Source organism: Parabacteroides sp. APC149_11_2_Y6 (assembly GCF_054506995.1).
Map to the genome: position 1 here is coordinate 4339902 of NZ_CP173709.1, position 24379 is coordinate 4364280.

Genomic DNA, 24379 nt, shown 5'->3' on the forward strand with positions numbered 1-24379 from the left:
TCTAAACTAATAAATGAACGTTATGAAAATATATAAGAAATCGTTGTTATACGGAGCATTATCTATGGCTCTTTGTATGGCAGGCGGTTGCAGCAGTAATATAGACCTTGCTCCGGAAGGTATAATCACGGCAGAAGGTTATTTCAAATCAGCGGAAGATTATGAGAAATCCCTGAATGATTTGTATTCAAGACTTAACCAGGACAACCTCGATTTATGGATGGATGCGGTAACAGACAACGGCCTGGTAACCCATAGCTGGAACAGGGGATATGATTTGGGACGCGGCATCGGAAACACGGCCTCTTCTTTCCCGAACGATAAATGGACGAAAGGTTATGTCTCTGTACAACGAGCTAACAATATTATCAACAATATTGATAAGTATGAATGGGCAGGAGGCGAGAACGATACACAGCGTAACCAGATATTGGGAGAAGCCCGTACATTGCGTGCTTACTATTATCTGGAACTGGTTTCTATTTTCGGACATATCATGTTCTATACGGAAAATCCGGCAACAGTAGCCGAAAGCGAAAAAGTAGAGCAGATAACAGACCCGAAAGTCGTATTCGACTTTATTCTGGATGATCTGGATAAGGCAATCAAAGGATTACCGGACAAGGCGGCAAATAAATCTAAAATAGGCAAACCTGCCGCACGCCTGCTTCGTGCACGTGCTGCTGCTTATGCCGCAGGTTATCTGAATGATAAATCTTATTTCAACATTACATTGTCGGAAACGGAACCGCTGGTAGCCTCTGCTCCTGCATTGGCTGATTTTGATAAACTGTTTGTGTCGGGATGTGAAGATTTGGACGAAGTTATTCTGGTTAAACGTTACTCTCTGGATTCTAAGAACGGTTGGGGCGACTGGTACAACCAATCTATTGGCGGATATTGCGTAACCACTCCGGTAAAAGCGCTTGTTGATGCGTTTGAATACATAGGGACTAAGGATGAAAACAGACCGTATCTGAATAAAGACCTGCGTTTCTATCAGACGATCTATGCTCCGGGTATGGAACTGCGTGGAAAATATTACAATACAATTCCTAACAACGTAGTGGAAAAAGACGGAAAGAGCTATTTCGACCCGGCTAAAGATTATGGCTCATTGCAGGATAAAGAGGTCAGCGTAGGCGACGTGCTTGCCGAAGGCGGTGGTGGCGAATGGAATAAGACTCCGACAGGTTTTACCTGGAAGAAATATTATCAGGAAGCCGAAACCTGGACTACTTACAACTCTTTTATTGTATTCCGTTACGCTGAAGCCTATCTGTTAAGAGCCGAAGCATTGGTTGAAACCGGAGGAAGTGCAAACGAAGCCAAGAGCCTGGTAAAAGTTGTTCGCGACAGAGCCAAGAATACAAACGATATCGACAAAGTGATAGCCGAACAGTATAATGGCAGCCTGTTGAACTTAATCCGCAACGAACGCCGGATCGAGTTTGCGCAGGAAGGCATGCGTTTCTACGACATCCGTCGCTGGAATATCCTGCTGGATGTAATGAACAAGCCGATTGAAGGCATCGAGTACCGCGATTTCTCAGGAGCCACACCGAAACGTGTCGTATATACGCCTGCCGAAAGAGACGCATATACAAAGAAAGATTTCTGGTGGCCTATTCCACAAGCTGAAATCGATTTGAATATGGGACGTATCAAACAGAATGACGGTTGGAAATAAACTGTTGTTTCTGAAATAAGAAAAGGAATGTCCTGATAATTTTGATTTATTCGGGCATTCCTTTTATGTTGAAAAAACGTTTGTAGAATTAATATCCATTCACTTATGAAACTTACTTTCTATGTCGTTATACTAACGATATGCTGTGCCTGCACCAAACAACTGCCTGTGGACACGCGGGACCAAATTTCCCTGGCTGGAAAATGGGGAGTGTTGCTGGATACGGCAAGTACCGGATTTTCCAATACTTCGTATCAGTTGGCTGCAACGGATTCCATCCTGCTCCCCGGAACGACCGATATCGGGGAAAAAGGACAGTATAATGCGGACATGAATCAGACAAATGCCCTGTCACGGGAATATATATTCGAAGGAAAGGCATTGTATGTTAAAACAGTCGAGATACCGGAAAACTGGGAAGGTACTTCTATCCGGCTTTTCATGGAACGGACCAAACCGACAACTGTTTGGATTGATGGGAAAAAAGCCGGTTCCTGCGATGATATATCCACAGCTCAACAGTATGACGTAACCAAGATATTGCCTCCAGGTAGACATACTATCGCTATCGAAGTAGATAATAGAAAAGAGGCTGTTCCTGTTCAGGTTTACAGTTCTTCACATGCCTATTCAGCTTCCACACAGACAAACTGGAACGGCATAATCGGTAAATTCTATCTGGAAAGTGCTCCGCTTTGCGGTATAGAAGATGTACAGGTCTATCCCGATATCGTCGGAAAAAAGGCAACAGTAAAGCTTGTCCTGCGTGGACTGCATCCGGCGAAGGGGAAACTTTCTTTTTACGCCGAGGCATGGAATACGGATAAACAACATAAAACGGCTGTCGTTTCAAAAGAATTGGATTTGCAACAGGAAGAACATACGGTTGAAGTGGAACTGGGAAACGATGCCTTGTTGTGGAGCGAGTTTTCTCCTGCTTTATACCGGTTAACAGTCTCTCTGGAAACCGCACAGGGTACAGATACCCGCCAACTCTCTTTCGGACTGCGCTCTTTCCGGACGAAAGGTACGCAGTTCGTAATAAACGATAAGATTACGTTCCTGCGTGGAAAACATGATGCCTGTGTATTTCCGTTAATTGCCCATACGGCAATGGATGTAGATACTTGGCGGCATTATTTTCAGGTAGCCAAGACATATGGCATCAACCACTATCGTTTTCATTCCTGGTGTCCGCCGGAAGCCTGTTTCGAAGCGGCGGATATAGAAGGTATCTATTTGCAACCGGAGTTGCCCATCTGGGGACATGTGAACAGCAAAAATGAACAACTATGTAATTACCTGCTGAAAGAGGGGCACAACTTGCATAAAGCATACAGCAATCATGCTTCTTTCGTCATGTTTGCCCTTGGTAATGAAATGGGAGGAGAAGAAGGGCTTGCCCTGCTGATTCAGTCATTTAAACAGGCGGACAATCGGCACCTGTATGCTTCAGGTTCGAATAATTACTTAGGAATGAAAGGAAAGCAGGCGGACGAACAATATTTTACGACCTGCCGTGTAGGCCGTGAAACGGAAGGAACCTTCGATACCCATGCCCGTGCTTCTTTCTCGTTTGCCGATGCAGAAGATGGAGGCTACCTAAATCATACTTATCCAAATAGCCGGATGGATTTCTCTAGGGCACAGGCACTGTGTGACATTCCTGTAATCGGGCATGAGACAGGGCAGTATCAAGTCTATCCCAACTATGAAGAAATAAAAAAGTACACCGGTGTATTGAAGCCGCGCAATATGGAAGTGTTCCGGAAGCGGTTGGAAGAAGCCGGAATGGGCAACCAGGCGGACGACTTTATGAAAGCTTCCGGTAAATGGTCGGCATTACTCTACCGTGCGGATATTGAAATGAATCTGCGTACGCCGCAGTGGGGCGGTTTCCAATTGTTGGATTTGCAGGATTATCCGGGGCAAGGCTCTGCCTATGTCGGAATATTGGATGCCTTTATGGACAGTAAAGGTTTGATAATGCCGGAAGAATGGCGAAGTTTCTGCAGTGAAGTAGTACCCCTGTTCTGTACGGAGAAGTTCTGTTGGTCGAATGATGAGAAGCTGACCGGAGCAATCCGGGTGGCAAATTATTCTGCTTCGGATTTGAAAGGAATGGAACTCTCGTGGACATTGGCAGACGGTAATCAGTATGTGATAGATAAAGGAGCAATACCTTTGCAAGTGAATCAGGGAGAACTGGGTACTGTCGGGGTAATTTCTCCGGTTATCTCATCCGTATCGAAAGCAGAAAAACTGCTATTGACGCTCGCTATTGCCGGAACTCCGTATAAAAACACGTATCCTTTATGGATTTATCCGGCAGAAAACGAACCCAAAGCAACAGAGGATATCCATATAGCTTACGATATGGATGCCGCAATGTTGGGGCAGTTGAAAAATGGGGGTAAAGTGCTTTGGTTTCCGGCAAAAGAGAAACTGAAAGAACAGACTGTCGGCGGGCTTTTCCAGACGGATTACTGGAACTACCGCATGTTTAAGACAATTTGCGAGAATATCCACCGTCCCGTATCTCCCGGAACATTAGGAATCCTGGTTAATCCGGAGCATCCGGTGTTTGCCGGTTTTCCTACCGAGTTTCATACCAACTGGCAATGGTTCCCTATCGTCAAACAAAGTTATCCGATGATTCTGGATCGCTTGCCTGACTCATACCGCCCGATTGTACAGGTGATAGACAATGTGGAACGTAACCATAAATTAGGATTGCTTTTCGAATTTAAAATAGGCAAAGGAAAGCTATTGGTCTGTATGTCGGATTTGGAAGCTGTAAAGGATAAGCCCGAGGCCCGCCAATTCTACAGCAGCTTGCTTCGATATATGGAAAGTGCAGATTTCAATCCGTCCACTCCGCTTACCCCAAATGAATTAAAAGAGTTGTTTACCTCAAAAGTGCAAACCGGAAAAATTGCCAAGTTAGGCAACATCTCTTACGATTAATTCCGTTTACAGGCGGACGTAAATCCGACATAAAAATCCAAAGCGGATAAGCCGTTTTTCTTCTCTATGAAGAGACTGTTTATCCGCTATTCAAATTTAATATGCAGCACCACCAGTTCGGAAACCGTTCCTACCCTGTACGGCGGTCCGGCAATCCCGATACCCGAGGATACATAGAATTGGCTCGGTCCTTTCCGGTAGTATCCGTAGGCACATTCATAGATATGTGCCATTATCAGCGAATAGGGCCATATCTGACCATTGTGTGTATGTCCGAACAAAGCAAGGTCCACCCCGTTCATATTCATTTCAGCAAACGACCAAGGCTGGTGGTCTAATACGATAATCGGTTTTGTCGTATCTATTCCTGCTATGAGGGCATGCAGGGCTTTCCGTTTATTGTTTACCATATCATCGCGTCCTATGAGATAGAATGTGGAATCCGGCATGACAACCGAGTCGACCAGATGGGTGGCCCCTGTCTTTTTAAACCAACGGAATTTCGCATGGAAATTGGCACGGTATTCGTGATTACCGTTGACAATATATACGCCCAATGGCGCTTTCAATTCCTGGAGGTCTTTTTCTATATGGGTGTTCTCGGCAAAACGTACTTCATAGTCGATAATATCTCCAACCAGAACAACCATATCGGGATGTTGCTCGTTGCTTAACTTCACATATCTCTGTACCAATTCCTTCCCGATAACCTCCCCGATGTGCAGGTCGCTCATCATTACCACAGTCAGACTGTCGCGCGTACTACTCCCTTTCGGTAGCGTGATATTTACATGTGTTACGGTAGGATAAGCTACCACGCGATAAGCATGGAACATCAACCCTGTAACACCGAACGCGATTACAAAAAACAATGTGAGTTTGACCCCTTTCCAATGCGTGGTTACCCATTTTGGAAACCAAGGGAAGAAGCGGTTACTCAGCCGAATCAATTCCAGAAGCAGTAAAGAAAGTGTGATATAAATGGAAGCGATATACCAGGTATTGCAGATGTACTGGATAGGTATCATGATTGCATCCGGCAGGTCTTTTCTGAAAACAAACCCGAAAAAATAAAGTCCCAGTTCGAGGATGAAAAGCAAGATGTAAGGAATACGCCAGCTCTTCTTTTCTGGGATAGCCTGGTATCCCCGCCAGAAAATATAAGGGTTCAGTAAAAGTTGCGCTACAATAGACTGGATAAATACTTTCATGCTGTTTTTATTTATACATGATATTGAACACTACAAGTTCGCTATTGGTTCCGATTCTGAACGGAGGTCCCCAGAGTGATAAGCCGGAAGATACGTAGATATGGCTGTCTCCCCATAATTTATACCCGTAGCTTTGCTGGAAGATGCGGTCGGTAATCAGGCTGAGCGGCCATATTTGTCCCCGGTGCGTATGCCCGCTGAATTGCAAGTCTACTTTTTCCGCTTCCGTTTCATGCAAGTCGTAAGGTTGATGGTCCAAGAGGATGACCGGTTTATTAGAGTCCGTTTCCGCCATCAGTTCATGTAGGGATTTGCGTGTCCTGTTACTTTTATCATCACGTCCTACCAATTGCATACCATTGGGCAAAGTCACTATAGAATCCTGCAAAAGCCGGATAGGCGTTTCTTTAATGAAACGTGCACTTTTCCGGATATCGCTGATGTATTCGTGATTCCCCGGAACCATGTAGATACCGAGAGGCGCTTTCAATTGCGCCAACTCCTCCTGCATCTGTTCTGCATAAAGCGGGACAACGCTGTTGTCTATCAGGTCGCCGCCAATCAGAATCAGATCCGGTTTCTCTGCGTTTATTTTAGCAACATAGGCTTGCAGGTCTTTTTTGTCTGTGCCGTACCCTAAATGGATATCGCTAACGGCAACTACTTTCACTGGCTGTTGATTCTCTGTTGACCGCTTGTTGAAAACTATGTTGATAACTTCAGTTTTCGGGTGTTGATAATTATAATACCCATATCCTAAAACACTGAGTGTAAAAAACAAAGACAGATAGAACCCGTATTTAAACGGAAAGTTGAAAATCTTGAATATATCGAACACAACCAGGCAAAGAGTCATGTACAATGTAAAGACAAGCCATCCCGTTCCCACCTCGTGCATCGTATGGGCCAGGAAACCGGGCATCTTTACGTTTCGCATAAGCATGCTGCTGAAAAAGGATAATGCGCCACTCCAAAAGATAATACTCAATAAAATCTTTACACCGAAGGGCTGTGAACTGAGTGCTTGGGCACCACGAATAAACACATAAATATTCCCGCCTAAATAAAGGCCGATAAGAATTATAAAGATAGTGGGCATACTGTTCAATTTTGCCGCAAAAGTAATGAAACTTTGCTTACTTTTTAGGATAACCTACCGGATTGTTCATAATTGGCAGTTGGCTGTCCGACAAATGAAGGATGGACTTCAATGCCACATGGTCCATTGTGGCACGCGGAACCGTTGATAATCCGACGGCTGCGCAAAACAGATTGATATTTTGGCAAACAATCCCTGCATCTACAGCTCCCATCAGTTTGGTCTGGTCGCTGATATTCCCGAAACGGGATAAATCGGTTACTAAAACAAGGCTGACCGGTGCTGTTTTAACGAAATCCTGTCCGCCTGCCACAGCCCCCCGATAATCTCCTTTAGCTACCGGTTTTAATACATTTATCTTGGGAATATATAAATACGCGCCGTCTTTTGTGAAGACATAGATATCTACATCTTGTTTATTAAGTGCAGATGGAGCCGTACGTTTCCCATCAGGGCGGTTAATGCCGTTGGCTGCCCACAGCAAGTCGGACAAATCCTGTAAACTTAAATCTTTATCGGAATAAACCCGGTCGGAATGACGGTCGGAAAGAGCTTTCATTACACTCGAGCCACGGGTTTTGTCCGGGGTGTTCAACTTTATTTCTTTTAATTCCTGTGCTTGCAGGGTGGTAACAAACAAAACAGATACCAGAAGGGATACTAACTTTTTCATAATGTTTGCCGTGTTTGATGTTTTTGTACAAAAATAGGAGAAAGCTGGCATAATCAAACAGCAAAATACATCTTTTACAATTCTTTAAAGCAGAAAAGTACGAATCATTCGTAGATAAAGCTACATTTGCAACATTTTAATTTGTTTTATCGATAATATCTAAATTCTCAAATTTATGAAAGAAAAACTACTCTACCTGATGCTACTATTGTGCGTATCAGCCCCATTGTTTGCACAAAGTAAGAGCGTAGCACCGGTTACTTTCACCATCAAAGGCCAAGTAGTAGACTCTTTGTCAAATGAATCAGTCCCCTATGCAACCCTTCGTATCGCATTGGCTTCTGCTCCTCAAAAGCCTGTAAAATTATTGGCTTGCGACGACAACGGTAAGTTTACATCAACCATCAACAAACCCGGAAAATATATCATGTCGATAGAATCTCTGGGAAAAACCCCGGCACAAAGAGCTTTTACTTTGTCGGAAAAGAAGACCACTGTCGATTTGGGTAAATTACTCATGCAGGATGATACTCAAAACATAAGTGAAGTTACCGTTACGGCACAAAAGCCTCTGGTAAAGGTTGAAGTCGATAAGCTGACCTACAGTTTGGAAGATGATCCGGAAGCTCAGACCAGCAATGCTCTGGAAATGTTCCGTAAGGTTCCGATGGTTACGGTAGACGGAGAAGACAAGATTCAGTTAAAAGGTTCTTCCAATTATAAAATTTATATGAATGGGAAACCTTCCAATTTGTTAAGCGGCGATAATGCTTCCGATGTATTGAAAAGTATGCCGGCAAGCTCCATTAAGAATATTGAAGTAATTACCGACCCGGGTTCCAAGTATGATGCGGAAGGCGTAGGCGGCATTATCAATATCATCACTACTAAAAATGCCATTCAGGGATTTACGGGAACAGTCCGTGCAAATGCAAGTACATTGGGACGCTTTGGAGCCGGTGGCTATGTTTCCGTGAAAGCCGGAAAGTTCGGTATTACGGCAAACTATGGATACAACTACAATAATTCTCCCTGGAATGATTCCTATTCTTCCCGTGAGACATATAATCCTACAACGCAGGAACATACCTTGTTGAACGAAGAAGGACGCAGCAAAAACAAAGGCCCGTTCCAATATGGTTATCTGGAAGGTAGTTATGAGATAGACTCATTGAATTTAATTAGTGTCGGTGCCAACTTGTTCCGTGGAAATATGACCAGTTTATCTGAACTGTCTGCAACAATGGGAAATGTACCGGGAACAAAAGCTTCTGTAGATGACCTTTACCGCTATAGAAGAAACAGTGAATCCAAAGGGACATTCGGTTCTACGGATGTCAATGTGGACTATCAGCACTCTACTCATAAGAAAGATGAGTTGCTGACGGTATCTTATCGCTACAGCCATTCTCCGAATGATAACGAAAACCATACGGAACTGTTTGACGTCTACCAGTATCCGCTTGCCAACGATTATCCGCAATGGAATATAAATGACGCTTCAACAACCGAACATACCGGTCAGGTGGACTATACGACTCCTACATGGAAAGACCAGACTTTTGAAGCCGGCGTGAAGTACATCAACCGCCAGAGCAAGAGTAATACGTTGGAACAGGTCGACCGTAACGGAGAATGGGTGGATGTTTCGTCGGAAAACAGTGATTTCCGTCATTTGCAACATATTTATTCCGCCTATCTGGGTTATCTGGTTAAGTTCAATAAGTTCGGTGCAAAAGCCGGTGTACGTGCGGAAGGTACAAGCCTGGATGCCAAATTTGCGAGAGCACCGGAAATGGACTTCTGTACAAATTATTTTGATGTGGTTCCGAATGCTACGCTTACTTATCAGATAAGTATGGCTTCCCAGTTGCGTTTAGGTTATAATATGCGTATCCAGCGTCCGGGTATCTGGTTCCTGAATCCGTATATCAACGATACCAACCCGCAGGATATTTCCCAGGGTAATCCGAACCTGGATTCTGAAAAGAGTAATAATGTAAACCTGAACTACAGTATGTTCTCACAGAAGTTCAGTATCAATGCAAGTTTAAGCTATACGTTTGTAAACAACTCCATCGAACGTTATTCTGAGATTGCGGACTTCCCGCTCGACGATCCCCGTGCCCAATACAATGGCGCCCTTTGGTCTACTTATGGCAACATCGGTAAAAAGCAACAGGTGGGTCTCTTCCTGTATGGAAACTGGAATCCTACAGCTTGGTTCCGTATTTATATGAACGGTGGTCTGGACTATACCGACCTGAAGAGTTCAGCAATGAATATGAAGAACGACGGATTCAGCGGACGTGTGTTTGCAGGAACACAGTTCACTTTACCGTTGGATTTCCGTATCAATGTAAACGGCGGTTATTTCAGCCCGTGGATTATGTTGCAGGGAAAACAATCTCCGTTCTACTTTGCCGGATTAAATATCAGCAAGGATTTCCTGAAAAAGAAACTGTCTGTTTCCGTGGGTTGCCAGAACCCGTTCTGGAAGACAATGAAATGGGAAAGCACAACAGAAGGCAATACGAACGGATATGCATTTAAGAACGTAAGCACGAACTACCGTAGTGCCCGTGAATTTCGTTTCAGTATTTCATACCGCTTCGGAAGCATGAAAGGCAGTATCAAGAAAGTTCGCCGTGGCATCACCAACGATGATATGAAAGGCGGTGAAAGCGGTGGCAACAGTAACGAAGGTGTACAAACTATGTAATGGCAATTCGTTAATTCCCGATATAATTTAGAGAACCGGGTTTACGGATAACGCAGGTTGAAATTTGCGTATCTGTAAACCCGGTTCTTTTTTTATTGCTATTTTTGACCTGAAATTTATAACGCATCAATATATGAAAAACACAATCCTCTGGTTGATTGGCTTATTGATAAGTACATCAGCCTTTGCTTCCCGTAAAGAGATTTTGATTAATGAGAACTGGAAATTCCGTTTCTGGCATCAGGTGCAGTTTAACAGTGAGCGCCGGGTGGACTTGCCACATACCTGGAATGCACAGGATGCCCTCTCCGGTAAACAAGACTATTTTCGTGGGGTCGGCAATTATACCAAAGAACTTTTCATTAATCCCGAATGGCAGGGGAAACGCCTTTTTCTTCGTTTTGAAGGTGTGAATACAGTTGCAAATGTCTTTATCAACGAAGTACACATCGGCGAACATCGCGGAGGATACGGGGCTTTTGTCTTTGAGATCACCGATAAGGTGAAATATGGCGAAACTAATAAGCTATTGGTAAAAGTAAATAATGCCCTTCAATTGGATATTATGCCTTTGGTGGGTGATTTCAATTTCTATGGAGGAATTTACCGGGATGTCAAATTGATCGTTACGGAATCCGTTAATATTTCATTGACGGACTATGCCTCTCCCGGTGTATATCTGATCCAGCAAAAGGTGACAAAGGAACAAGCGGATGTAAAAGCGAAAGTCCTTGTGTCCAACGGAAGTGACATTGCGCAATCGGCCCGTGTCCGTGTCCGGATTTGGGAGGAGCAAAAGCTCGCCGGGGAACAAGATTTGCCTATCACGATAGACGCTAAAGATTATGCAACTGCCGGTCTGGAATTTCACATAAAGAATCCTCATCTTTGGAACGGCAGAAAAGACCCGTTTATGTACCGGGCGGAAGTAACTTTGCTTTCCGATGGTAAAGAAACAGACCGTGTGGAACAACCGTTAGGACTGAGATTCTATCATGTGGATGCGGAGAATGGCTTCTTTTTAAATGGGGAACATCTGAAATTAAAAGGCGTATGCCGCCATCAGGAACGTGCCGAAGTCGGCAATGCGCTACGGAAAGAGCACCATGAAGAAGATGCAGCGATTATGGTAGAGATGGGAGCGAATGCCGTACGGTTGGCCCATTATCCACAAGCCTCCTGTTTCTATGACTTGATGGATAAATACGGGCTCGTCACCTGGGCGGAGATTCCATTTATCGGCCCGGGTGGGTATCAGGACAGAGGATATATCAACCAGCCCTCTTTCCGCGCAAATGGAAAAGAGCAACTCAAAGAACTTATCCGACAGCATTACAACCATCCGTCTATCTGCTTCTGGGGACTATTCAACGAACTGAAAACCATCGGAGACAGTCCGGTGGAATATATCAGGGAACTAAACGAACTCGCTCATAAGGAAGACCTTACACGACCGACTACCTCTGCCAGTTTCCTGCCGTATGATAACGAAATAAACGGAATTACCGACGTGATAGCCTGGAACCAATATTTTGGTTGGTACGGAGGTTCGCCTTCCGATATGGGTACATGGCTGGATGCCGCCCATAAAAGCCATCCGGAATATAAAATCGGTATCAGTGAATATGGGGCAGGCGCCAGCATTTACCATCAACAGGATTCGATGAAACGGGGAGAAGCATCCGGCTGGTGGCACCCTGAGAATTACCAGACTTATTACCATATGGGAAACTGGAAAGCCTTGTCGGAACGACCGTTTGTCTGGGGCTCTTTTATCTGGAACCTGTTTGATTTCGGTGCGGCCCACCGTACGGAAGGCGACCGTCCCGGTATTAACGACAAGGGGCTGATAACCCACGACCGGAAGGTGAAAAAGGATGCCTTCTATTTCTATAAAGCCAACTGGAATCAAGAAGATAAGTTTGTGTATATCTCCAACCGGAGAAACAGGGACCGCATAAATCCGGTTACGGACATCATGGTCTTTTCTAATCTGCCGGAAGTGGAATTGTTTGTTAACGGTAAAAGTTTGGGCAAACAAAGACCGGACGGACTGGCGACCTTTATCTGGAAAGGTGCCTGCTTGCAAAAAGGCGTAAATAAGATAGAAGCCTGTTCCGTACAAAAGAAAGAAAAAATTCAGGATAAAGTAGAGTTCTTTCTGAATGCGGCAGAATAATCATAGTTATGTTTTTCCCAAATCATAGTTATGATTTTCCAAAACCATAGTTATGAAATGGGAAAAACGTATTTTTAATGAAGATTCATTTTATCCTTTAATTGGCGGATGGACTGTTATAAGCCTCCACGCGTAAATGATAATTCCCCTTATTCAAAAGGTCCGTATCAAATTCAATTTCGATATCCCTCGTTTCGCCTTTCAGCAGGGTGAAATAATTATCATTCATCATCACAGGAAGAATCCGTTCCTTATCTCCGGAGCGAACAGGGGTAACCCTGACACCGAAAGCTACGGAAGAACCTGTATTTTTTATGGAAGCCCGGATGATGCTCTTTCCGTCTTTTGTCCGAAGGTTCGATTTTACCGCCAGTTTTGCTTTAGGCAGCTTGTTCAGGGCCTGGTAGTTTCCTTTCTCTGTTCCTTTCCAGTAAAAGTTTTCCGACAAAACGGTCCCCTTATTATCCGTCAGTTTCAATCGGATGAAATAGACAGGCGATAAGTCGGACTTTTGCTTTTCGGCAGGTAATAACAGATTGAAAGCGAGCGATGCCGTATTGGAAGGAGAATTGACCTCCGCTGTCCGGTTGTAGGCTTTCATCCTGGAACCATCCAGATTATAAATCTCGGCAATCGCTTTCAATCCTGCATAATTGAAAGAACTGCTATTGATTACTTTTACGGAATTATCCGCCGGGCTCCATTGGATATGCAGAGGTTCGCAGGCCTTCTTCACGCCCCAGTAAGCACCATTCAGATCATAGTAGTAGTCGTAGGTCTGCCAAACGAATGAGGGGTAAGCCGATTGGCTCATCCAGGTTAATATACCGGAGGCATCTTCCCACATATGATGTTGCCAGCCTTCATACATCGCTTTGTTTACTTCCAGGTTAAGAAGCTGTGCTTTCCGGCAGAAATCTTCTATGCCGGTGGCTTCCCCGTAATTTTCGTTTATGGTAGAAAAGTACTTATCGGGACTGGCATTTCCTGCCGAAGGTCCGAAGAAATGTTTGTTCCACATTTCGTTTCTGGGCCACCAATGTTCTTCCGGTATGAATTTCTTGAAACTCTCGAATGTGGTGAATACGGCGGTTCCTATCTCTGTACGGAATCCCCATCCTTTTTGTGCATGGTCGCCGAAGCCTCCGGGATATTTGGTGAAATACCATTCAGGCGACCCATTGGTCCACGGACCGCTTCCGGACAGGTCAAACTCGCGGGAGTTGGCGTGATAATACCGGTCGTTGCCATCATAAACCGCTACGTTTTCCTTTAACCAGCCATTCAGCGGAGGCAAGGGGATGCCTTCGTTATCGCCACACCAAACGGCAATACAAGGATGGTTCCTCAAACGTTTTATTTTTTCTACGGCATTTTTATTGAAAGCGAATACATCATCCGGTAGATTCGGGTGCGAGTTCAACCAGAAATCGTCCCATACCATAATACCGTATTTATCGCATGCTTCATAAAATTCCTCATCGGTAGTAGAGCCGATCCAGTTGCGTATCATGTTATAGTGCATGTCTTTATGAAGTTTGACTTTCAAGTCATATTCTTCCCCACGGCAACGAAGCATATACTCGCTCATTCCCCAGTTACCTCCTTTTACATAGATACGTTTTCCGTTTACGGAAAGATGGAACACACCGCCTTCGCTGTCATAGGAATATTCCCGGATACCGAAATGCAATTCCTGTTTGTCAGACACTTTCCCGTCTACGATATATTGAAGGTTACAGGTATATAAGTTCGGTTCCCCGTATCCGTTCGGCCACCAGAGTTCCGGATTGTTTATATGCAACTGTTTACACCATCTGCTGTCTATATGGAATGTCCGTTGTTTACCGGCATCAATACTGAATTCCTGTGAGAATTCGATATTGCCGGGATGAATAACGCCTTTCAATACACCTTTTTGCTTTTCTCCCGTATGGTTTTTCAGTTCGAATTGCAATGACAGGTCGGCTTCGTCCGGATTAGGTACTTTGGTCCGTATCCACGGGTCGACCAAAGATACGGGACCGGATGTCGATACATACACATCATCCGTAATGCCGCTTAATAATCCCGGTACATAGGGCATCCAGTCCCAACTGGCACTGGATATATAAGTCGGGCTGGCATGATTGGGAATAGGCAAAGCCGGCCAGTAGACCAGGACAGCCAAAACATTATTCCCTTCTTTCTTCAGTAGGTTGGTAATATCGAATTTACCCCTTTCCATGAAACCGTCGAGTTCACCGATACGGGTTCCGTTGAAGAATACTTCGGCTTTTCTGTTTATACCTTCAAAGTTGAGCCAGACTTTTTCGCCGGCAGGCAATGATGAAGTGGCAAATTCGGTCCGGTACCAGAAATTCCGGTCGTATTCGGACTTATCCACAGTATAGGCATTGTCCGCATAATTCGGGTCTTTTTCCAGTCCGGCTTCCACATATGAGCCGAACACCGTACCTGGGACAATGGCTTTTACCCAGGAGGAACAATCATACCCTTCCTGATAGATGGAAAGACTGTCTTTCCCTATTTCTACCTGCGCTTTAATACGCCAATCCGCTATTTTTGCGGCAGTGTTGAGTGAGGCCTTATCGGCTGTTGCCCCGGCTGAAAGCAGCGGGAGCAACATACCAATAAAACAAAAAAGATGTTTTATCATGTAGATGGATTGATTTTATTTTTGTGAAAGAGAGAAAGGACGGTCGCTCTGAGCAGTACCTCTGCTTTTTTCAGGTTGGCCGCTCATTTCCAGTTTGAGGATACCTCCATTGATTATGTCGCTGTACTTGATAAAGTTGCGTGTATGATTTTTGCCGTTCAGGCTGGCATTTCGGATATAGACGTTGTCTTTGCTATTGTTATTGGCTTCTATCACGAACTTTTTACCGTTTTCCAGCGTAATCGTTGCTTTGGGGAATTTAGGGCTGCCTAATACATACTCGTCCGTACCCGGGCAAACGCTGTAAATACCTAATGCACTTAATACATACCAGGAAGACATACCGCCCTGGTCCTCATCTCCGGGATAACCGTTTTCCGTTCCGTTGTACAAACGGTCCATCACCTGGCGAATCCAATACTGCGTTTTCCAGGGTTGTCCGGCATAGCTGTAGAGGTAAATCATATGCTGGATAGGCTGGTTCCCTTGTGCGTACTGCCCCATCTTGGCAAGTTCCATTTCCAGCATTTCATGTATTTTCGTTCCGTAAGTTCCGTATTTTATCGTATTGGGCACAGAGAATACAGAGTCGATCTTGGCAACAAACTTTTCATCGCCTCCCATCAGGTCTATCAATCCTTTTACATCGTGGAAGACAGACCAGGTATAATGCCAGGCATTTCCCTCGCAATACGGACCGCCCCATTCGTACGGGTCGAAGTCCGCCCAGGAACCGTCAATCTTTCGTCCGCGCATAAATCCGACGGAAGGGTCGTACACGTTCTTATAGTTATACATCTGTTTGCCGAATACCTCCTGATAAAATTTGTTTCCGGTCATTTTTGCCAATTGATAACCGCAGAAATCATCATAAGCATATTCCAGTGTTTGTGCCGTAGAGCCCATGGATTCGGGATAAGGGATATAACCGATCTGGTAATATTCTTTCCAGAGAAAACGTCCGTTGGCGCCGCCCCAGGGACCTTTGTTCATCGCTTCATGTGCATAGGCCTTCAATGCGCGTTCAGGGTCGAATGTCCGGATGCCTTTCGCCCAGGCATCGGCAAGTAAAGAAATCGCATGGTTGCCAATCATCCCGCCGGTTTCTCCCGGTGCCGACCAGGAAGGTAGCCAGCCGCATTGTTCCTGTGCATCGAGCAATGCTTGCATATAATGTCCCTGCATGGTAGGATGGAGAATGTTTGTCAGAGGAAATTGCGAACGGAAGGTATCCCAGAAACCATTGTCTGTAAACATATATCCATCATGTACTTTGGAATCGTAAGGACTGAAATAGTAAGGTTCCCCGTTCTCTTTTTCTTCATAGAATTTATGGGAGAACAAGTTGGCACGGAACATGCAGGAATAGAATGTAGTCATATCTTCTTCCGTTCCGCCTTCCACCAATACACGATTCAAGAGCGTATTCCATTCGTTTCCGGCGGCTTTTTTCGTGTCTTCCACCGATTTGTGGTTGCCCAACTCGCGTTGCAACGTAACCAAAGCCTGTTCGGGGCTGATATAGGAGGAGGTTACTTTGGCCTGTACTTTTACGCCTTTTTTGAACTGGACATAAGCGCCTATACCGGCACCGGAAGCTGCTAACTGACCGTTTACCGTTTGGTTGTCTTTATTATTCCAGGTGCCGTATGCCGTAAAAGGCTTATCGAACTGGATGACAAAATAATTCATGAACTCTTTAGGTACGAAAGCCCCGTTGTTCACATAACCGGTAATCCGCCTGTTTTTCGGGTCTATCTTTACTTCGCTCATTTTGGTATACCCGTCCAGCACAAGATAGGCATCGCCTGTGGAAGGATAGGAAAAACGGAAATGGGCGGAACGGGTGGTCGGAGACATTTCCGTGGTTACGCCATTGTCGAATTTAACTTTATAGTAATGCGGACCGGCTATTTCATTGGCATGCGTGAAAGATAAAGCGCGTTCCTCTTCACCGACAACGAGCTTGCCTAAAACCGGCATTAAAGAAAATACACCGTAGTCTCCCATCCACGGGCTGCACTGGTGGGTTTCCTGAAACCCGCGTATGGTAGTGGCAGTGTACTTATATTTCCATCCGTCCCCGTTTTTGCCGGTCTGTGGCGACCAGGCATGCATTGGGTAAGGTACGGCTGTTGTGGGATACGTATTCCCCCAGCTAAGTTCATAAGTAGAGTTTGTCCCTTGCAGTGTATTCACATATTTGACCAGGTCTTTTTGTGCTGCGGCCTGCGAGGCTACGCCCATTCCGGCAATCAGTACGAGTACCGTGAATAGACGTTTGATATTGAATCGGTTCTTTTTATCCATTCGTATGGTTTGAATTTGTTGATTGTTACAAATATGATTTGTTTATTTCTCGGTGAGGCCTTTCCATGTATCCGTACGGAACGGGGAAGCAAGCAAGCCGTCACTGTTTACCAGGTTATTGTCTGCCGGATTGTTAGACCATCCGTAACGGACTGCAACCGGTTCTTTGATTCCGTCGTTGAAGACAATCACTTTTCCATCCTGTATATAAGCCTGTGCCCAGACGAATTTCCGGTCTGCTCCGGCAATGGTAAAGCCATTGACATAGTTGTATCTGTTCTTATCGCTGGTAGATAATCCGTTGCCTGTATTGGAGAAGGACAATATGATTTTATTTCCTTCCTTTTTCATCGACTCGAATGCCGGCCCGGCTCCCAGTATATTCTTTCCGTAAGCAATTTTCAAGGCATTTTGTGCCAGTCGTTTACCCACATCCTGTTTGTTTCTCGGGTGAATATCAAAGGCTTCCCCTATATCCGTAATGACGGCTTGTCCGGTTTTCGGCAAACGTAAAGTCATATTCTGCGCTTCACGTAGTTCCGCCCATTCGCTTTCCTGGGGTTGTGCCTCTATAGCCATAAAGTTTGCCAACTGCACCCAGATAAATGGAAATTCATATCCCCATTGTTTACGCCAGTCGTTAATCATTAACGGGAACAAGGAACGATATTGCCAGGCATGAGCCGTATTGTTTTCACCCTGATACCAGATTGCTCCTTTGATGCCATAACCGACCAGAGGACGTATCATACCATTGTAAAGCAGGGATGAAAAACTGTTAGGACCGGAACCTGTACTCGAAAAGCCATAGGATGAACTCAGTACAGACGGTTTATAACTCCATTCTCCAGCCAAAGGATATTTGCGTCCGGCAACTTCCAGATATACTTCTTCATCTTTTGCGGACATGCCGCCGATGGCTCCTGTATCGGTCATACGCAAGGCTATCGTATTTTTGCCGCTTTTCAGTATGCCGTCTTTAATGCGGTAGTTCCTGTTGGCAAACCAGAAATCGGTTCTTCCCACTTCTACACCGTTCACATAGGTAATATCTCCGTCGTCGATTCCGCCCAACTGGATGCGGCCTTCCAGCCCGGCTGCATCTTCCGGCAATTCAATTTCTGTCCTGAACCAAACGACTCCGTCTTCATTTTTCAAATCGCCGGACCAGATAGACGGGATATGGGTCTTTTTCCATCCCGTAGTTTTCACGGCAGGGGCATACCACTTTTCAATCAGCCCTTTATCTTTTTCCATAGCTTTCTTGAAGCGTTCGATATCCTGCATGGAATAGCCCAGCGCTTTTTCCAGTGTCTTGCCTTTATAAGGTGCGTATACAGGGTTTTCCATGGCAGCTTCCCAGCTTGTCCAGGTTTCTATATCCGTACCTCCCCAGGAAGAATGGATGAGTCCGACAGGAACATCCAACTCACTTTCCAGGGCTTGTCCGAAGAAATAGGCTACAGCCGAAAAAGTAGGGCTTGTCAGCGGGTTGCATTCTTCCCATGAAGCCGCCTGTATGTCGTCGCACTCGTTTGTCTGTATCGTTTTTGGAACGGTAAGCAAGCGGATTTGTTTGTTTTCAGACTGGCGGATGGCTTCTTCCGCATTATGTGCCCCACTCAGGTTAAATTCCATATTGGATTGCCCGCTGCATAACCAGACATCCCCGATCAGGATATTATCTAACGTGATGGTATTGTCGTTTCCTTTGACTGTCATCTCAAAAGGACCTCCGTATTTCATGGAGGGCAGTTCTACCTGCCAGCGACCGTTCTTGTCTGCCTTTACCATTACGTTCGTCCCGTTAAATGAAACGGCAACGGTTTCTTTCTTATCCGCTTTTCCCCAGATACGGATAGGCATATCCCGTTGAAGTACCATATTATCGGAGAAGAAATGCGGCAGGCTGACAGTCGCCTGCATAAAGCTACTGAGCAATAGCCCGGCAACTAATAATGATGGTTTGAAAATCTTTCTCATATTTACTTTATATATATATTATACTCACTTGTCAACTGTCAATTTTCACTTGTCTTTCCCCACTCTTTATTCGGAGTAGCTCCCAGTTCTATTTCCAAAGTGCCGCCAGCCATGATATCCTGGTAATCGATGTAGCACTTTGTATATGTTTTACCATTTAACCGTGCAGACTGGATGTATGTGTTTTCAGGCGAATTATTCTGTGCCAGAATCGTAAAGGTTTTTCCTTTTCCGACCTGTATGCCTATATGCTCGAATAGGGGTGCCGTTATTTCAAAGCGGGTTTCTCCCGGACAGACCGGATGAATGCCGCAAGCTGCCAGTACATACCATGCCGACATCTGTCCTACGTCTTCGTTTCCAACCAATCCTTCAACGGCATTTTTATACGCTCTTTCGCAGATAAAGCGGCTCCATTTCTGGGTTTTCCAAGGTTCCCCCAAACGGTTGTACAGGAACGGGACATGGTGCACCGGTTCGTTTGCATGGTTGTAATAGTTGTTCCACAGGAAATTGGAAGGTGTTTTTTCAAACATATTGTCGAGGTCGGCAACCACTGCTTCTCTTCCTCCTTTTAAAGCCACCATCCCTTCTATATCATGCGGGACGAACCAGCCTTGCTGTAATTCGTTACATTCCATACAGCCGTACCATTCCTGCAAACGTCCTTCTTTCGGCCAGGCAACAAAAGAACCGTCTTCCTGCCGGGGGCGGAAACTTTTCTTTTCAGGGTCGTAAATCTTGCGGTATGCCTGCGAGCGTTTTTGGTATTTCTCCTGGTCTTCCTTCTTTCCGAGTTGGCGTGCCAGTTCCGACATGCACCATTCCGTATAACCGTATTCCAATGTTTTAGATATGCCTGTAGGATCCGGCGTATATCCCAGTTCCCCATTTCCGAATTTTTCTGAAGAATTGATGGCATACCGGTACCCTTTTTCCATATCGTATCCACGAATGCCTTTTGCATAAGCATCAGCCAATACGGAAATCGCCGGATTGCCTAACATACATCCGCTGTAGGCATTCAGAAACTCCCAGCGCTCGTAATATTCGTTTCCACTCTGCTCAGCCAATGTTATTAATGAATTTAACAAATCGTTGATTAATTGCGGATTGATGATTGTTTGCAAAGGCATCTGGCTGCGGAACACATCCCATCCGCTGAAAATAGTCCGTTTGGTGAATGTATCGGAAGCATGTACCTTTCCATCCGCTCCCGGATATTCTCCGTTTACGTCGGAAAAAATACGGGGGTCGATCATCGTATGGTAAAGCGATGTATAGAAAATGGCCTTTTGTTCTTCATTCTTACCTTCCACGGCAATTTTTCCCAATGCCTTATCCCATAGGAGGCGGCTGTTTTCATATACGGAATCAAAGTCCCAATTCGGTATTTCCGCTTTCAGGTTCTTTTCCGCCCCTTCAGGGCTGGTAAAAGAAATCCCGGTTTTCAGTAATACCTGTTCCTCTTTCCCGGTTTCAAACTCAGAATAGAAACCCAGATGTTTCCCTTTAAATTCTTTTATATCCGGTATTACCTGTGCATTCGCTATTAGTTGCTGATACGCGTCGCTTTCTATATTTTCCCTTTTGCGGGGTTGTCCGTCCGGTATATCGGCGCTCCATACTCCGTATTTCTTTAACGGCTTGGAGAATTGGGCATAAAAGAACACGGTATAATCGGCATTCCCGTCTCCATTGCCCCAACCTCCGCCATCCGGCGTGCATATAATCTTTCCTGCGATAGTATGGTCGTCCACTACTTTTACTTCCTGCCAAGTGGAAGTTCCGCCCACACGGCGTGCCAGGTCTATTTGAATGCGCGACTGTTTATTCTCCGGGAAAGTGAAACGAAGCATCCCACTATGTGGGGCGGCTGTTGCTTCCGTACGAATCATGTAATCACTTAGCAGAACCGAATAGTAACCGGCTTTTGCCTGCTCCGATTTTTTATCATAACGGGAACGGTAGCCTGCATCCGGATTATCCGGCTTGCCGGAATTGGTTTTCATTTCCCCGGTAGTCGGCATTACCAGAAAATTCCCTAAATCGCCGTACCAGCCAATTCCGCTCATTTGGGTGAAAGCAAAACCTTCGATACTTTCATGCTCATAACTGTACCCGGGACCGTTATCTCCTCCGGTAATTGTGTTCGGGCTTACCTGAACCATGCCATAGGGAGTTGTTGCTCCCGGAAATGTTTTTCCTAACCCATGATAAGCTCCTGCGGCATCGACATTTGTACTGGCTCCGATAAACGGATTGACGTAATCCGATACATGCAGGGGAGTCTCCGCCCGGTCTGTAACGGAACTGCAACCGGTCAATGCAATGCTGATTAGAATGCCTAATAGTTTATTCATCTGACTGTATGTTTTTAGTATTGTTTAATCCTGAATGTTTTCATTCCGAATTGAGGGATATGGAAAGATAGAACCTGCCTGTCCTTCTCTTTTTTACAAGCGTACTCTTTTATTTTCTCATTCTCCAGATTGATTTCTTCCACGGAAGCCGGAGTAAACGGCAATGCAAAGGTCTTCGTTCCGCTTGTACCTTCGTTATAAAGGCGAACAATTAAATCATTGCCGTCATAATAAGCCGTACTTAAGAGCAAATCCTTATCCGGTGTACTCAATAAAGAGGCGGATGGGTGGTCCGAGGCCTCATACAAAGCGACCAGCGGCTCATCTCTTTTCGCGTTTTCAAAAGATATATGGGCTTTATCCCACATACCGCTGTGAGGCAGAAAGCTGTAATTGATTTCCGTTTGTTCCTTTATGGCATAATCCCGTCCCCACAGTCCGCCGCCTGAATACTGGACGGTCAGTCCCAGCGGATAGTCTTCGCCATGCAGGTAGCTGGTGGTATGGTCTGTAAACAGGCAGAAAGCCCGGTCGTTTTGTTTGTCGTACAAGTCTACCCAATTCAGGATGACATTATTTTTTATGCTGTCCCAACGGTTGAAAAAGGTATTTTGTAACTTACTTTCACAAACATCGAAAGGGGCGTTTTTATAAATCTGCCTGTAGCCCGGAAGGACAGGGAAAAGCAGATGCAGTTTATAACGGTCGTCATAGTAGGTTTTGCGGACTTCCTGCATCTTGCCGGTTTCTTTTCGTTCCCCGATTCTGGAATTACCTTGCCAATCGATAACCAGCCGGCAGTCAATCCGGGGTTCTCCTTTCTTTAGTGTCAGGTATTGTGTAAACGGATGCCGTCCTATCTTTCCTCTGACGGAGACGGTTGTCATTAAAGCGCCGTCCGTTTCTACAGATACATTTGCCGGGGTTGAGGCAGAAGATAAGAAACCGCCTTCCTCATAAAAGTTGCCGCGTAGTTCGTTGAAGGCATAACCTGCCCCGCTATCTATCCATTCTTTCTTCTCTTTTTTATTATAGAGGGATACGATTGTCCCTCCTTTTTCCGGTGCAATCTCTATCCGGTATAAGTCGTTTTCAACAAGCAAATGGTTGTTTGCCAGTCGTTGGGTTTGTGTTTCTTTACTTTTGGATGCTTTCCCTTCTTTCAGGGAGAAGGAGGTATAGCCCATTGCCGGGACATCTGCCGGGAATACAATTTCATCGGCTGATATTCTCTGATAGGGAACGGTTTTGCCTGAACGGTTTTTCACAACGAACGGAGTGGTATTCCACGGAGCATTTATTTTACAATGAACTAATTCCTTGCGGTCTGTTCCGGTTGTATTATATACCCGTATATTGGAGTTATCCGTTTGTTGGGGAACAATCAGGCGGTCGCATATGCTGTTGCTTTCGGTTGTGTACAAGCGTACGTTTTCCGCCCAGGTCTTTCCGGTACTTCCCATATTGTTGTAAGGGACAATCCAACAGTCGTGGTGTTGCGACATCAATAAGTTGCGCCATGCCCTGTCGAACGCTTTATCATCCCAGGCTTTCCGGTCGTAATACTTTTGCAAGGTTGCTATTTTTTCGGTCTGTACCAGTTTTTGTTCGGTAACCCGTATCTCCTGCGATAGTTTTTGCAGCACCTGGCTTCCCCACATTAAAGATACTAATACGTCTTCCTGGCTGACTCTCCAGTCTTTAGCCGCCTGTTTGCCTGCTATCCGGTTTAAATAATCAGTCCATAAAGTATAAGTACCCGAGGCTTTTTCCGGTGCGCCGAGCCACGGTCCGTTTTTCCATCCGGCATCCTGGTAACACATACCTACCGGATTTTTTATGCCGCCTTCTTTGCAGGCATTGAGGTATTTGGAAGAATTGTTCCATGCGGTTGTCTGCCAGGTGGAATTGTCTTCCAGTTTTTCCACACTGTAACGGGGTACAGTCAGCATTTGGGTGCTGTCCGGCCCTATCCAGTTTACCAAATCGTCCCCGTAAGCCACCATATATCCTCCATAGCAGGTGTCCGGGTTTTTCAGTACGGCATACCGGAAACCGAATAAGCGGAGTATTTGTGGCAAAGCACTGGTGAAACAAGGTTCTTCCACGGCATAGGTGTGGAAGGAAAGAGCAGGGAAATGGGCTCTCAATAAGTTCATACCATAAGAAAACTGCCGTATCAGGCTCTCTCCCGAGATATTGTAACAATAAGGTTGCGAATAAGTAGGGTTGGTAAATTCGATAAGCCGTCCGTCTTCTTTTGCCAGAAATTGCTGAAACTCCCTATATGTATCCGGAACCCAGACTTTTACCGAGTCGAATGTCTCCGGTTCCAATTCCAGATTAATCCGCCAGCCTGGATTTTCTTTCAGCTTATCCATCATAAATGCGGTCTGCCATTTCGGGTAATGCCCGAACACGCCTCCGTGGTATCCGTCGGCAAAATAGACAGACTGCGCATGCAACCCTCCCAGTCCTATCAGGGCGATAAGTGATGATACGATTTGTTTTCTCATGATACTA

The 24379-nt window shown here is 45.2% G+C and carries 12 protein-coding genes; 4 read left to right on the forward strand and 8 right to left on the reverse strand.

Annotated features, from left to right (window positions below):
• Positions 1-22 precede the first annotated feature (22 nt).
• A complete protein-coding gene (locus ACGE0T_RS17955; protein ID WP_459187950.1) occupies positions 23-1690 on the forward strand; it encodes a RagB/SusD family nutrient uptake outer membrane protein in 1668 nt (555 codons plus the stop codon).
• A 105-nt stretch (positions 1691-1795) separates the two neighbouring features.
• Positions 1796-4657 carry a sugar-binding domain-containing protein gene (locus tag ACGE0T_RS17960; RefSeq protein ID WP_459187951.1) on the forward strand — a complete coding sequence of 954 codons (2862 nt, stop codon included), beginning with the start codon at positions 1796-1798 and terminating at the stop codon, positions 4655-4657.
• Between the two features lie 86 nt (positions 4658-4743).
• On the opposite strand, the gene ACGE0T_RS17965 is transcribed toward ACGE0T_RS17960, so the two are convergent.
• From ACGE0T_RS17965 to ACGE0T_RS17975, 3 genes are read right to left on the reverse strand one after another with little or no spacing between them, the layout of a single operon-like run.
• Complete coding sequence (locus ACGE0T_RS17965; RefSeq protein WP_459187952.1) at positions 4744-5868, reverse strand: metallophosphoesterase; 1125 nt, start codon at positions 5866-5868, stop codon at positions 4744-4746.
• A gap of 7 nt (positions 5869-5875) precedes the next feature.
• Positions 5876-6967, reverse strand: coding sequence for a metallophosphoesterase (locus ACGE0T_RS17970; RefSeq protein WP_459187953.1), 1092 nt, complete (start codon positions 6965-6967; stop codon positions 5876-5878).
• Between the two features lie 37 nt (positions 6968-7004).
• The gene (locus ACGE0T_RS17975; protein ID WP_459187954.1) at positions 7005-7640 is read right to left on the reverse strand and encodes a SagB/ThcOx family dehydrogenase; all 636 of its coding nucleotides are present in this window, start codon (positions 7638-7640) and stop codon (positions 7005-7007) included.
• Between the two features lie 175 nt (positions 7641-7815).
• Between ACGE0T_RS17975 and ACGE0T_RS17980 the strand changes: the two genes are divergently transcribed.
• Positions 7816-10362, forward strand: a complete 2547-nt coding sequence (locus ACGE0T_RS17980) for a TonB-dependent receptor (protein WP_459187955.1) — start codon at positions 7816-7818, stop codon at positions 10360-10362.
• Positions 10363-10495: 133 nt separating this feature from the next.
• Complete coding sequence (gene lacZ4, locus ACGE0T_RS17985) at positions 10496-12541, forward strand: beta-glucuronidase LacZ4 (protein ID WP_459187956.1); 2046 nt, start codon at positions 10496-10498, stop codon at positions 12539-12541.
• Positions 12542-12638: 97 nt separating this feature from the next.
• On the opposite strand, the gene ACGE0T_RS17990 is transcribed toward lacZ4, so the two are convergent.
• Genes ACGE0T_RS17990 through ACGE0T_RS18010 form a run of 5 tightly spaced genes read right to left on the reverse strand, consistent with a single transcriptional unit; the run spans position 12639 to position 24372 of the window.
• Positions 12639-15200 (reverse strand): glycoside hydrolase family 2 protein, encoded by a 2562-nt coding sequence (locus tag ACGE0T_RS17990; protein ID WP_459187957.1) that lies wholly within the window; start codon positions 15198-15200, stop codon positions 12639-12641.
• 15 nt (positions 15201-15215) lie between these two features.
• On the reverse strand, positions 15216-17510 hold the full coding sequence (locus tag ACGE0T_RS17995; RefSeq protein WP_459187958.1) for a GH92 family glycosyl hydrolase: 2295 nt from the start codon (positions 17508-17510) through the stop codon (positions 15216-15218).
• A 42-nt stretch (positions 17511-17552) separates the two neighbouring features.
• The gene (locus ACGE0T_RS18000; protein ID WP_459187959.1) at positions 17553-19493 is read right to left on the reverse strand and encodes a sialate O-acetylesterase; all 1941 of its coding nucleotides are present in this window, start codon (positions 19491-19493) and stop codon (positions 17553-17555) included.
• 38 nt (positions 19494-19531) lie between these two features.
• A complete protein-coding gene (locus ACGE0T_RS18005) occupies positions 19532-21856 on the reverse strand; it encodes a GH92 family glycosyl hydrolase (protein ID WP_459187960.1) in 2325 nt (774 codons plus the stop codon).
• A 14-nt stretch (positions 21857-21870) separates the two neighbouring features.
• The gene (locus tag ACGE0T_RS18010; protein ID WP_459187961.1) at positions 21871-24372 is read right to left on the reverse strand and encodes a glycoside hydrolase family 38 N-terminal domain-containing protein; all 2502 of its coding nucleotides are present in this window, start codon (positions 24370-24372) and stop codon (positions 21871-21873) included.
• Between the last annotated feature and the right edge of the window lie 7 nt (positions 24373-24379).